Here is a 12,457-nt window from a genome sequence, read left to right as displayed (position 1 = left end):
ACATTTCTCCTTTCAAATATCTATTCAAGATAAGCATAAATAACTCCCTCTAATTTTTCTTATCCAATATCACTTTTTTTCGATAATCTTTAGGAGATAAACCAACATGTTGCTTAAACATTTTACTAAAGGATACAGGGTTTTGAAATCCAAGTTCAAAGGTTATATCGGTCATATTATGGTCTAAGTCTGCTAGTAATTGTTTAGCCTTTTGTATTCTAAATACCGAAATATGCTGATGGGGCGTTCTACCGTAAATTTGAGAGTAAGTTCTTAATAAATGGTTAGGTGATAAACAAGCAACCTTAGCAACTTCTTCTAGTTTTATTGGTTGATTAAAATACGATCTAATATAATCGTGTGCAATACTTACCCTTCTATATAATTCTTCACGTGTAGAATTACGAATTGCATGTAATGATTCGATTTCTGTATATGTATTTATGTGTTCATTTAAAATAGAATACATTATCTTATGGAATTGTTCCTCATAACCAACGGAATCAATATCAAGACTAGGTAAAATCCGCATGAAATTTTCCAGTTGAGAAGATAGAATATTATTTTTATGATAGGTTTTTTCAAAAAAACCAATAGAACTTGTATCCTTAAACGGATCGCTTAGAAGACAATCATTTGTTCCTTTTAAGGAATGAAAGACTTCTTCAGCAAATCCATCTTTAAAGAAAAGACAAAAGGATTCGACAACTTTAGGTTCATCAATTGATATTGTGTATGCACCTTCATTGAGTAGTAGGTATCTACTCTCTTCAACAGCAAAAAAACCTTTGTTAGTCTTATAATGGGCTTTACCATTAAAGAATGTTTTAATGGACAGTTGACCATTTCCTTCCCAGTAAAACTGTTCACTTTTTGCATGCAACACGAAATTTGTAGAATCATTTTTTATCATAATACAATCTCCATAATAGATAACTTATTTTTCCATAGTATTATTATACATAATAATGGAATTTTAGTATGTTCATATATATTACCAATGAATTTGGATGAACCGTATCATAAATAAATAACACTTCTGAAAAAAACAGCACTGTCCAGGTTAATGGACAAGAGCTGTTTTTTTCTGCATCCCAAATGGTTCAATCTCTGTTTGTTCGGTCAAAAGAAGGGATTAAGACTTACATTTCGTTTACATATGGCTTCGAGCTTGTCTGCTTACTTAACAATTTTAAAAACGGGGGTATAATGATAAAAATGCTTATTAATCGTAACACTTGAACGCTTACAACAAAGGCTGAATCTGCATGAAGAGCAACAGAAGTTGTCGCCATCTCAGCTACACCACCGGGAGCGAAGGCAAGTAATGTAGTGGCGAATGGAATATGAGTGATTTCTGTCACTCCGTATGCACATAGACCCATTGCAGCAATCATTAAAGAAGATGTGAAAATGGCTAGTACCAATATATTTTTGGTTCCTGCAAACATTTGTCTGCTCAAACGTGAACCAATGCTTGCTCCGATGAGAATTTGTGCTATTATGGTCACCCAATGTGGCCACCACATCGTAAAGGGTACCCTTTGTATAGATGTTCCAACCATTTGAAAACATGCAACTCCAATCATTCCACCAACCAGCCATGGAGCAGGAAGCTTCATTCTTTTACCTAATATATATCCACAAATACAACCCAAAATAAGAATCCCCGTCCAAATGAAAGCACTAGGATGAAGGACTGAAGTTACAGGAGATAGACCTGTACTATCAATACTTGATGACTGTGCATCTGTGTTTGATGAAAAACTCGCAAAGATCGGGACCGTTCCAACTACAAGAAATATACGAATCAACTGGACCAGACTCACCGTTAATGTGTTCGCCCCTACCTCTTCTGCAATACTTGGCATGGCGGTTATCCCCCCTGGGGTTGTACTAAATAAACCCGTAAGCAAATCTGTTTGGCTAAACCTCCAAAGGAGTACCCCGCAGAGCAGAGCAACGAGGATGGAGAAAAGCAGCACCACAGTGATCAATACATAATGATGTTTAAACATATTGATTACGGATAAGTTTATTTGGTGGCCTAATTGAATTCCTATAATCCCTTGTCCGATATATCTCCAATAGGATTGAATCGGATTTTTGGGGAGTAAAATTCTGTTCCATTTTGAGTGCTTCCTGTAGGACAGGACTCCTGCCACTGCAAGCGTTCCAACCATCCATGCAATAGGCATGCCTGTTAAGGAAAGCAAATAACCGCCTCCACTGCTTAATAGAATAAACATACCATTCAGAACCAAGTTATTATTCAATACTTTCATCTATACTGATGCTCCCTTCTAAAGTGGTTGGATTTTTTTCACATGATCAATTCTTCTATTATTATAGGGAAACGTTATTAATATAAAATTTCATGACTAATAAGAAAAAATAAAGATTGTTAAGACTTGTCCCAAATTTTGTTTGCGATAATAAAATGTAAAGTGGTTGACGAATAGTCACTAGATTTCAAGTGGGGAAGGTGGATAAACAATAGGATAATTCATTATCAAAATCTTTCCCTGTTGACAAAATCCCCATCACCCCTTAAAATTATCAACTATTCGACAGTGAAACGGTAAGCGAAAAATATAATTAATAGAAAGCTATGATTGCTATGGATCATCCCATAGCAGGAGCAGCTTCTGGAGAGACCGCGGAAATCCGCGGCGCCGAAGGGTTCATTATCTCAGGCAAAAGGACAGAAGAGTATCGGATATTTCTTTGGTGTGTGCTCATACCAAATGATATTTGGTATTCTTATGACCACGAGATTGGAGTCCTTCCAATCTCTTTTTTTATGCTTATTTTTAATGGTTATAAGGAGGAGTTAAGGTTGGAACAACGAAAATTAAAGAGGGATCTATCAAACCGGCACGTTCAGCTGATCGCGATTGGGGGTACGATCGGTACGGGGCTGTTCTTAGGTTCGGGTAAGGCGATACAGCTTGCAGGTCCCTCTATCATCTTTGCATATTTAATCGTGGGTATTGCTCTTTTTTTCGTGATGAGAGCACTTGGGGAGCTATTGTTATCGAAAGCCGGGTTTCAATCTCTGCCGGACATTGCGGAGGAGTATCTTGGACACCGGTTCTCCTTTGTTACTGGGTGGACGTACTGGTTTTGCTGGATCATGACGGCGATGGCCGATGTGATCGCTGTTGGGGTCTATGTGAACTATTGGTTTGACATTCCGCAGTGGGTCCCTGCCCTTATCTGTGTCATCATTTTGTTGGGACTCAATCTATTAACGGTCAAGCTGTTTGGGGAATTGGAATTTTGGTTTGCTTTAATCAAAGTCATCACCATTCTTGGGTTAATTGCCCTTGGTATCATTTTGCTGGTAATCGGGTTTAAGACAGATGCGGGAGCGGTTACGGTTCAAAACTTATGGGATCATGGAGGATTGTTTCCGAATGGAATATCGGGATTCTTACTCTCGTTCCAAATGGTCATTTTTGCCTATGTCGGTGTGGAATTAGTCGCTGTGTCGGCAGCGGAAACGTCCAATCCGGAGAAAAATATTCCGTCTGCCATCAATAAAATTCCCTTGAGGATCTTATTTTTCTACGTGGGAGCTCTGACCGTCCTCTTGTTTATCAATCCATGGATGGAATTGAATGCTGCAGAAAGTCCGTTTGTGAAAACATTTAGCCTGGTGGGGATTCCGCTGGCGGCAGGGGTCGTTAATTTTGTCGTGTTGACATCAGCTGCCTCCGCTTGTAACAGCGGAATGTTTTCCACGAGCAGGATCCTGTATCATTTAAGTAAAGATCACCAGGCATCGTCTTCTTTCTCTAAACTGAATCAAAACCATGTACCAAGTAACGGATTGTTCCTATCCACGCTGGTCATATCTTCAGGGGCTCTATTAAGTAAGCTGATACCGGAACAGGCCTTTGGCATCGTGACGACCATAAGTGCCATTTGTTTTATTTGGGTATGGAGCATCATACTGATCTGTCATATAAAGTATAAGAAAACCCGTCCGTACTTACACGTAAAATCGTCGTTTAAAGCACCGTTCACGCCTTTGATAAATTACGTTGTGCTAACGTTGTTTGCAGGGATTCTGGTGATTATGCTGATTTCTGAGGCTACTCGGCCAGCCTTACTGTTGACTCCTATGTGGTTTCTTCTCTTATTTATTTTGTATGGAGTGAGGAGAAAGAGTTAGAAATCATTGTTACAATGGAAAGAGAATGAAACCAATAGGGGGAACCAGGTCATGACACACAAAATAGTCCGTTGGGGAATCATCGGCTGCGGAGATGTGACCGAAAGAAAAAGTGGACCGGCTTTTCAAAAGGTTGAACACTCTGAACTGGTGGCGGTCATGCGCAGGACAGGGGAACTTGCAAAGGATTATGCAAAAAGGCATGGGGTTCCGAAGTGGTACGATGATGCCGATGCTCTGATTAACGATCCGGAGGTGGATGCGGTTTATATCGCCACGCCTCCAGGCTTCCATATGGAGTATACCCTCAAGGTAGCGGCTGCCGGTAAGCCGGTTTATGTAGAGAAACCGATGGCCCGAAATTATCAGGAATGTATAAACATGGTGGCAGCTTGTAAGAGTGCCGGAGTTCCTTTATATGTAGCTTACTACCGACGAGGCCAGGAGCGCTTTTTGAAAATAAAAGAAATCCTGGATCAAAACAGAATTGGTGACGTTCGATTTGTCTCCTCAACCCAATATCAAAAAGCGGGAGACGATGTTAAAGATTCTGAACAACTACCTTGGCGGGTTCAGCCCCATGTTGCCGGAGGCGGGTTATTTTTTGATTTGGCCAGTCATACCCTTGACATCCTGGATTTTCTCCTCGGTCCCATTCAGGAAGCGAAGGGTTTTGCTTCGAATCAGGCGGGCTATTATGAGGCTGAAGATATTGTGACGGGAACGTATCGATTTACCTCCGGCGTTCAAGGAGTCGGAAAGTGGTGTTTCACGGCTTTTGAAGATGTGGATCGGAATGAAATTGTCGGAAGCAAAGGGAAGATCAGCTTTTCTACTTTTGGGGATGATCCGGTCACGCTGACGACATCGGAAGGAAAAGAAGAGTGGAGTTTTGAACGTCCCATGCATGTACATCAGCCTTTAGTAGAAACGATCGTGAAAGAGTTAACCGGCGATGGCGGGGAATGTTCGGGTAGGGGAGATTCCGGGGCGCGGACGAACTGGGTGATGGATAGGATTGTAGGGAAGTAGAGAACGTTAAGAGTGCATGTTTCTTGCTGTTTTATGTGGTACAGGACATGCTCTTTTTTTAATGGGGTTTGTGAAACGTTGAATATGATGCTAATGAAAGATAGAGAGAAAAGCATTGAGGCTCCCCTCTCTACCTTGTATAGTCTTTACTTCGTTACTGAAAAACCTTCATCTTCTTTCACTCGATCTGCATACTCATCAAGCAGGGACCGGACTTCATCCGTTGTTTCTGATTCCATCAGACGGTTTCTCAGTTCACTGGCTCCACGGAATCCACGTACGTAGATCTTAAAGAAGCGTCGAAGCGGTTTGAACTGACGCGGCTCAAGTTCTTCGGAGTACTGATCATGAAGATCCAGCTGCAGACGCAGAAGATCGAGAAGCTCTCCGCTTGTGTGCTCTTTCTTCTCTTTTTCGAAAGCGAACGGATTGTGGAAGATTCCACGTCCGATCATGATGCCGTCCACTCCGTATTTTTCTGTGAGTTCCAGTCCTTTCTGACGGTCAGGGATGTCCCCGTTAATGGTCAGAAGGGTATGTGGAGCAATTTCGTCACGAAGCTTCTTGATTTCAGGTATCAGCTCCCAGTGAGCATCAACGTCGCTCATTTCCTTTTTCGTCCGGAGATGAATGGAGAGATTGACGATGTCCTGTTCCAACAGGTGTTTCAGCCAGTCGTGCCATTCCTCCACCTTGGTATAGCCGAGGCGAGTCTTTACACTGACGGGAAGGCCACCCGCTTTCGCTGCCTGGATGAGTTCCGCTGCCGTATCCGGACGGCGGATCAGGCCGGAGCCTTTCCCGTTGGCTGCGACATTATGCACAGGGCAGCCCATATTGATATCGATACCCCGGAAGCCCATTTCGGCCATCCCGATACTCATTTGTCGGAAGTACTCTGGCTTATCCCCCCATATATGGGCGACAAGCGGCTGTTCGTCATCCGTGAACGTCAGACGCCCGCGTACGCTGTCCTTTCCTTTCGGATGACAGTAGCTTTCTGTATTTGTAAACTCTGTGAAAAACACGTCAGGTCTCGCCGCTTCACTGACAACATGACGGAAAACCACATCGGTCACGGCTTCCATCGGTGCCAGAATAAAGAACGGCCGAGGTAACTCATGCCAAAAATTATCTTTCATACTCTATTTAAACCCTTTCCTTCAGGGAAACCCGTTCCCAAAATTAAAAAGTAATCTACTTCAGTTTTATCCATTCAAGATGGATTCCAACCAGTATATACTTTAATGGTAATAAGAAAAAAGTGCAAGGGAACGGGACGTTTTGATGTAAGGGAAATATTTGAAGTATATCATTCCTATAATCTTGAAGAATATGGATAAACCAGAGTCTTTAAAATAAATGTAAGTATATTCTGTAAAAAATTGTTATAATATTTTTTGTAGAGGAATGCAATTTACGACAGTAAAGGGGAGCGGTCAATGTCTGATTACAATGAAAATCCGTTAATGAAGAACGAGGATAAGAAACCGAAGATTAAGGTAGAGAGAAAAGAAGGGGAACCGACGGGGGCTTTTAAAGGGGCAAGCTGGGCGGCCTTGGTAGTAGGTGCTTCTGCTTATCTGATCGGTTTGTTCAATGCGGGAATGGAGCTGAATGAAAAAGGGTATTACTTTGCCGTATTGGTATTCGGTCTTTACGCAGCTGTATCTTTGCAAAAAGCGGTGAGAGATAAGGAAGAGGATGTTCCTGTTTCCGGTATCTATTACGGACTCAGCTGGTTCGCCGTCATTGTCTCAATTTCCTTGATGGCCATAGGTCTTTATAATGCAGGAAGCATCATTTTGAGTGAAAAAGGGTTTTATGCCATGTCATTTGTTCTTAGTCTATTTGCTGCCATCACGATTCAGAAAAATATCCGTGATACACAGGTGGCCAGGGATAAAGATTGATCATGAGGGTCGGTACTGCTTGCAGTACTGCCCTTAGTCGTTTTAGTTTCTTTTCGGAACCCAAACCTCTCTTCACTCAATGATCTTTCTATTACAGGGATGCCAGGTACATCATGGGTATTCAGTCAGTACGGACAGAAGATTCTGTTGCGGAAGCGCTTTGGCTATATCAAAAGCATAACGGAAGGTTCAGGGGTGAACTTTCCAATCAGTAAGCTGAGAAACTATGAAACGGAGAATTTTGGGGACAATGTGAAGAGGCTGGAGCGTGTGAATCGGAAATACGATCCGTTTCACGTGTTCCGGTTTCCTCAGGGCCTGAGATAATAGTTGAAAAGGGACTCTTATGGAGTCCTATTTACATTTGACATTGCATAGATAGGGATAAATATCCAATATATGTAAAAATAAGCAATAAGCGAAATAATGACGCAATCACGGGGCGAAATGACGCAAATATTTTAGAAATGACGCAATATACCCGGAAAATGACGCAATCCAAGCCTGTTTTCAGCTGAAATGGAATAAAAAGGTAAAATAGAACCAGGCAGGCCACCTTTTCCTCATTCAGTTAACATAATGCGAGCAATTCGAATACCTAAGCACTAAACATTCCTAGATTTTAACAAAATTTATCTTTCTTACATACACGTCCATAGTGTATGATACATAGTATAAAGCATATAGTGTACGACACACAGTATAAACATTCTAAGAGGTGAACAAATGAATAAGTCACTATTGTCATCTTTGACGACGGAACTGCGGAGGGGAACATTGACCCTGGCCGTGTTGAGTCAATTGCGGACTCCGCAGTATGGGTACTCCCTTGTGCAATTACTGGAGAAAAGCGGGATATCAATGGAGCAGAGTACACTTTATCCGCTTCTGAGGCGTTTGGAGAAACAAGAATTGGTCACAAGCAGCTGGGACAGGACCGAAAGCCGGCCGAGAAGGTATTACGTATTGAGTGCATATGGAGCCGAGATCCTGGCACAGTTAAAAGCGGAGTGGGAAAAGATGTACGGGGAATTGGCGATATTATTTAGGGAGGAAGAGGAATGATGAAGCTTGTTGATCTTTATATTCAAGAAGTGATGCGAAGGCTGCCCGAGAAGAATCGGGAGGATATAGCCCTGGAATTGAAATCCTCGATTGAAGATATGCTGCCGGAGGATTATACAGAAGATGATGTGAGAGAGGTGCTGGTTTCACTTGGGGACCCTGCTGTTTTGGCTTCGAATTATCAAGAAAAGCCGATGCATCTGATCGGACCGAGATATTATGACCTTTATATCACGCTGTTGAAAATCATCCTTCCGATTTCTGCAGCCATTACGTTTATCGTATTAGCCGCTTCATCCGTTTTGGACTACTCAGGGAAGTCCAGTCCCATTGAGATCTTCCTATCCATAGCAGGAAATGGGGTTGTGGAGGTCATCAGTACGGGAATACAGGTCTTCTTTTGGCTCACCGTTACGTTTGCAGTCATCGAACGGACCGTTATCACTGACAGCCAAGCACCGCTCACCATCAAAGGCAAGGAGTGGGGTCCTGATGATTTAAAAGACATCCCATATATCCCTAAAGAAAAACGTATTTCCAAAAAGGAGATTTTCGGAGGGTTGATTTGGACGGTTATTTGGTCAACCTGTTATGTGAAAGCTTCGACTATACTGGGAATATATGAAAAGGGTGACAATGGTAGAGCGTTCACCCCCATCCTTGATCAGGATGTCCTTAATGGATACTGGCCGTTGGTGGCGTTCTTGGTTGTCCTGGAAATCTTCCTGCTTCTTAGGAAATGGAAAGCGGGTGTCTGGACAAGAAAGCTTGCTGTCGTCAATGCAGTATTTCAGCTCATTCCAGTTGCTGCTTTTATGTTTATGTTCAGGAATATGGATCTGTTGAATCCTGAATTTATGGATAGGATACAGGCAAGCTTAAACGAATCCCTCAACTTCCAGTGGCTATACCTCACCATCTCGGTTGCCCTGTTGGTATCTGCGGTCATCAACAGCTACGAAGGATTTAAAAAAGCGTATAAATGACAAAAAGGTTCTGATCAACGGATCAGAACCTTTTTTATGCTCATTGTGCCACAGTTCCCTGCTTCTGATCCAGCCTATAACTCAAGAACGTCAGCAGACTCGCACATATGGCCACAACTCCACCCACCAGCGTCACATTCATCAAGGGTCCTTGATGATAGACGATACCGCCGAGTGCGGATCCCATGGCAATCCCGACATTGCTTGCAACGGGCATCAGGGAAGCGGCAAGTCCCGTCGCTTTTGGCTGATACACCCCGGCAAGATCAATCAAGTAGAGCTGGGTTGATGTCGTCAGGAGGATGGCCATCAGGGACATCAAACCGATATTGACTAAACCGATAATGAAATGATCCGTCGTAAAGTACAGGGCGAACAGGACCAACGCCTGGATCAGGAATACGAATCGAAGCCTTCCTATGGGATTGTGACTCGCGATCTTCCCTGCAAGGATGTTACTGAAGATCGAGATGAAACCGTAGGCGAATAAGATTAAGCTGATGGAGCTGCCCGGGGCTTCCATCATATTCAGGATGGGAACAAGATACGTAAATACCGCATAGGTTGCACCGAACCCAAGGGATGGAATGAAGAAGGCCATCAGTATGCGCGGGTGGGTCAATAACGAGAATTGATCGCGCATGGAGCTGCGGTATTGACTCAGCTTACTCGGTAAATTCAAGAAAGATGCCACAAAGGCCACTACACCAAGTAACGTTGTTAATAGAAATGTGCCGTGCCAGCTGTACCATTCGGCAATGACCGTGCCGATCGGTACTCCAACCACGTTGGCCATGGTGAATCCGCCGAAAACGAATGAGATGGCGACTCCCCGTTTCGTGACGGGAATGGCTTCACTGGCAATGGTCATGGCAAGGGAGATCAATACTCCTGTCACAATGGCTGTAAGCATTCGTAGAGCCATGAGCATGACGTAGCTTGTGGAAATCACACATAGAGCATTCAAAACGATGAATGACCCGATCAGGAATAACATCCATTTCCGTTTAGGAAAATGACTTGTTGCAGACATCACGATGGGGGTGGCGATGGCAAATGTAATGGCAAAGGCGGAAACGAGGGTTCCTGCTTTTGCATTCGTTATATGGAGACTGGAAGAAATCTCCGTTAAAATCCCGACGATGACAAATTCGCTTGTCCCGAGAACAAATGTTAATAATGTAAGTGTAAAGATGAGAAACCAATGTTGTTTGGATAATGCCGTTTCTTTCATACTTACCTCTTTTCTTAGATGAATACCAATTGGAATGAATGGGCAAACAATTTAATCATCATACCATAAAATATTTTCAAACAGTATGTCCTCCTTAAAAAAGGTAAAAACAAACAGGACACGCTGGAACCGCTCCCTGTTGATCTTCTTTAAAAAGCTTCAAAGATGGGATTAAGGAAAATTGATGTTATATCCCAATTAATGTACTGACTGTATGTCCTTTTTCGTGACCACAAGGTTTGGTTACCAAGGTGCAAAGTTTTTCAATGTAACCTATATCTTAGTCCGGATGAAAAAATTTCTATCAGTCTAGTAATCTCAATACGAGAATTTCTACATGAATTCTCATACTTTAAAACGTAAAACCTCTTTCCTGGTAATTTTATCTCCTGATCCAGGAGAGTGAATAGAGTCTGCCTTCAATGCGAAAAAGACCAAATCAATAGAGTTTGGTCTTTGGCTTCTGTCTCTCGACTGTTTCCCCTTACCCCGCCCAATCAAATATGGTCGTCGTAGATTGTTTATTTTCCGGACGTTCAACAGGGTATAGCGGATCCAGGCTGTTCGTCATAGGTTTCAAATCACCAGCCTGCGCTTTGTTATCTATTGTCACAACCGTTCCTTTAGGAACAAAGTCAAAGATTCCTTCCATGTCTGGATTCACCAGGCGGATACATCCGTGTGACAAGGAATTTCCGATGGACGTTTCGTCAAGGGTCCCGTGGATGGCGATGTCCCCCATACCAAGAGCAGCGGAACCGAACATTCCGGGATGTTCTCCTGATGGCTTCAGGACACGATTTCGTATTGGGAAATGACCTGTGGGAGTGGAGTCGTGCTTTCCAATCCCGATTGAGTATGACGAGACAACGTACGGCGGGACTTTGACAACGAGGGAAAATGTTCGTTTGTTGATGTCTACTTTCACGGGGCTGAAGGGAATCGGTGAAGGGTCAGTGATATTTGGATAGAACATATCGGCAAGGGTTTCTGCTTCCTGATTGTACACCCATCCACCCTCACCTGAAAAACGATTGGAAATAACGTTTGAACCAGTCATGAACTCGTTTGGGATGAAGCTCAGATAATTGTCCGGGTAATCTGAGACCAGTTGATCGAGGCTTTCTGGAGGAGACCCCTTGTCCTCCATATAAGACTGCAAGGCAGTTCGGACTAAATTGGCACCGATCAATTGAAGGGGATAAGGATCGATTGCTGATGCTGCCTTGCTTTGATCAAAAAAACGGATCTTCACGGGTTCGTTCAACGTTGAATTGTATTCTGCCTTTACGAAGGAACTTTCCCTGACCGATTCGCTTTTTAACGGAAGGACTGTTAAGGAAAGCTTCGGATCAGTCGTTGTCACACCATAAATGAGGATGGTCTTGTTCTTAACATCCTTGCCGAGACGGATCGATTCGTCATGGAGGGTTTGTTCGATTTCATCCTTTGGAGTGTCTGTCGGGAAGTACATGACGTAAGGAAATTCTTCCGTTTCATATACGACATTTGTTCCGGTGCTCCACACCTTCAGGCTGGATGAGATGGTACTACTCAATGAAGGAAATAAAAATAGCAGAATCAATAAACACACGTTGATGAAAACAAGCATGCATAAGATGACCTTTACATAAAAGGGAAGAACGGCCTTTTCCGGTTTCTGAACTTGTCCCATATCCCCGCTCATTTGATCCTCAAGGAGCCTGCATGCCTGTTTGGCTTTAAAGTAATAAGGGGAATACACCCCGGATGCGGCCTGATAATGTTTATATGCCTTGACCAAGAGCCCTTTTTGTTCCATTTTTTGTCCAAGAAGATAATGGGCTTCCGGAGAGGACGCATCATGATAGCGAAGGATCTTTTCATGATATTGTTCATCGCTTTTAGATAGGTAGACATTCTTGTGAATATGCAACAAATTCTTTTTTAGATGGCTGTCAAACCGTTCCATATTTCCCCTCCTCATTCAGGTTGTTTCCTTTCATATATATATTTTGGTGAATAGGAAAAAAGAACGGGAACCGATTAGGAGAGGTGCTAAAAGGGT

11 protein-coding genes and 1 riboswitch are annotated in these 12,457 nt (G+C 42.8%); of the genes, 6 read left to right on the top strand and 5 right to left on the bottom strand.

Annotated elements, in window-relative coordinates; translation table 11 throughout:
- Positions 1–49 precede the first annotated feature (49 nt).
- Positions 50–913 (bottom strand): helix-turn-helix transcriptional regulator, encoded by an 864-nt coding sequence (locus JI667_RS18250; protein WP_206857674.1) that lies wholly within the window; start codon positions 911–913, stop codon positions 50–52.
- A 229-nt stretch (positions 914–1,142) separates the two neighbouring features.
- On the bottom strand, positions 1,143–2,285 hold the full coding sequence (locus JI667_RS18245) for an AbrB family transcriptional regulator (RefSeq protein WP_244668387.1): 1,143 nt from the start codon (positions 2,283–2,285) through the stop codon (positions 1,143–1,145).
- Positions 2,286–2,638: 353 nt separating this feature from the next.
- Positions 2,639–2,718: riboswitch (glycine riboswitch) on the top strand.
- 121 nt (positions 2,719–2,839) lie between these two features.
- Between JI667_RS18245 and JI667_RS18240 the strand changes: the two genes are divergently transcribed.
- Both JI667_RS18240 and JI667_RS18235 read left to right on the top strand, forming a co-directional pair.
- Positions 2,840–4,180 (top strand): amino acid permease, encoded by a 1,341-nt coding sequence (locus JI667_RS18240; RefSeq protein ID WP_206857673.1) that lies wholly within the window; start codon positions 2,840–2,842, stop codon positions 4,178–4,180.
- Positions 4,181–4,231: 51 nt separating this feature from the next.
- On the top strand, positions 4,232–5,212 hold the full coding sequence (locus tag JI667_RS18235) for a Gfo/Idh/MocA family protein (RefSeq protein ID WP_206857671.1): 981 nt from the start codon (positions 4,232–4,234) through the stop codon (positions 5,210–5,212).
- Positions 5,213–5,358: 146 nt separating this feature from the next.
- On the opposite strand, the gene JI667_RS18230 is transcribed toward JI667_RS18235, so the two are convergent.
- Complete coding sequence (locus JI667_RS18230; RefSeq protein WP_206857670.1) at positions 5,359–6,354, bottom strand: tRNA dihydrouridine synthase; 996 nt, start codon at positions 6,352–6,354, stop codon at positions 5,359–5,361.
- Positions 6,355–6,654: 300 nt separating this feature from the next.
- On the opposite strand from JI667_RS18230, the gene yiaA reads away from it, so the two are divergent.
- From yiaA to JI667_RS18210, 4 genes are all read left to right on the top strand, one after another.
- The gene (gene yiaA / locus JI667_RS18225) at positions 6,655–7,125 is read left to right on the top strand and encodes an inner membrane protein YiaA (RefSeq protein ID WP_206857669.1); all 471 of its coding nucleotides are present in this window, start codon (positions 6,655–6,657) and stop codon (positions 7,123–7,125) included.
- A gap of 99 nt (positions 7,126–7,224) precedes the next feature.
- Complete coding sequence (locus JI667_RS18220; protein WP_244668386.1) at positions 7,225–7,452, top strand: BBE domain-containing protein; 228 nt, start codon at positions 7,225–7,227, stop codon at positions 7,450–7,452.
- Between the two features lie 399 nt (positions 7,453–7,851).
- On the top strand, positions 7,852–8,190 hold the full coding sequence (locus JI667_RS18215) for a PadR family transcriptional regulator (RefSeq protein ID WP_206857668.1): 339 nt from the start codon (positions 7,852–7,854) through the stop codon (positions 8,188–8,190).
- Entirely contained in the window at positions 8,187–9,176 is a 990-nt protein-coding gene (locus tag JI667_RS18210) for an HAAS signaling domain-containing protein (protein ID WP_244668385.1), read from the top strand. Before JI667_RS18215 ends, JI667_RS18210 begins: the two co-directional genes overlap by 4 nt.
- Before the next feature lie 40 nt (positions 9,177–9,216).
- Here the strand turns inward: JI667_RS18210 and JI667_RS18205 are convergent, their stop codons facing one another.
- Together JI667_RS18205 and JI667_RS18200 are read right to left on the bottom strand one after the other, a co-directional pair.
- On the bottom strand, positions 9,217–10,410 hold the full coding sequence (locus JI667_RS18205) for an MFS transporter (RefSeq protein WP_206857667.1): 1,194 nt from the start codon (positions 10,408–10,410) through the stop codon (positions 9,217–9,219).
- Between the two features lie 484 nt (positions 10,411–10,894).
- Entirely contained in the window at positions 10,895–12,361 is a 1,467-nt protein-coding gene (locus JI667_RS18200) for a L,D-transpeptidase (protein ID WP_206857666.1), read from the bottom strand.
- Positions 12,362–12,457 lie beyond the last annotated feature (96 nt).

It is taken from the genome of Bacillus sp. NTK074B (assembly GCF_017303375.1).
In the GTDB taxonomy this organism is placed as follows: domain Bacteria; phylum Bacillota; class Bacilli; order Bacillales; family Bacillaceae_B; genus Rossellomorea.
Note: the sequence above shows the minus strand (reverse complement) of the source record. Positions and strands in the feature narration are given on the sequence as shown.

Bases quoted from the DNA above. Each gene is read 5' to 3' on its own strand.
- JI667_RS18250 (WP_206857674.1), bottom strand. From the start codon at position 913: ATGATAAAAAATGATTCTACAAATTTCGTGTTGCATGCAAAAAGTGAA.
- JI667_RS18245 (WP_244668387.1), bottom strand. From the start codon at position 2,285: ATGAAAGTATTGAATAATAACTTGGTTCTGAATGGTATGTTTATTCTA.
- JI667_RS18235 (WP_206857671.1), top strand. From the start codon at position 4,232: ATGACACACAAAATAGTCCGTTGGGGAATCATCGGCTGCGGAGATGTG.
- JI667_RS18230 (WP_206857670.1), bottom strand. From the start codon at position 6,354: ATGAAAGATAATTTTTGGCATGAGTTACCTCGGCCGTTCTTTATTCTG.
- yiaA (WP_206857669.1), top strand. From the start codon at position 6,655: ATGTCTGATTACAATGAAAATCCGTTAATGAAGAACGAGGATAAGAAA.
- JI667_RS18220 (WP_244668386.1), top strand. From the start codon at position 7,225: ATGCCAGGTACATCATGGGTATTCAGTCAGTACGGACAGAAGATTCTG.
- JI667_RS18215 (WP_206857668.1), top strand. From the start codon at position 7,852: ATGAATAAGTCACTATTGTCATCTTTGACGACGGAACTGCGGAGGGGA.
- JI667_RS18210 (WP_244668385.1), top strand. From the start codon at position 8,187: ATGATGAAGCTTGTTGATCTTTATATTCAAGAAGTGATGCGAAGGCTG.
- JI667_RS18205 (WP_206857667.1), bottom strand. From the start codon at position 10,410: ATGAAAGAAACGGCATTATCCAAACAACATTGGTTTCTCATCTTTACA.
- JI667_RS18200 (WP_206857666.1), bottom strand. From the start codon at position 12,361: ATGGAACGGTTTGACAGCCATCTAAAAAAGAATTTGTTGCATATTCAC.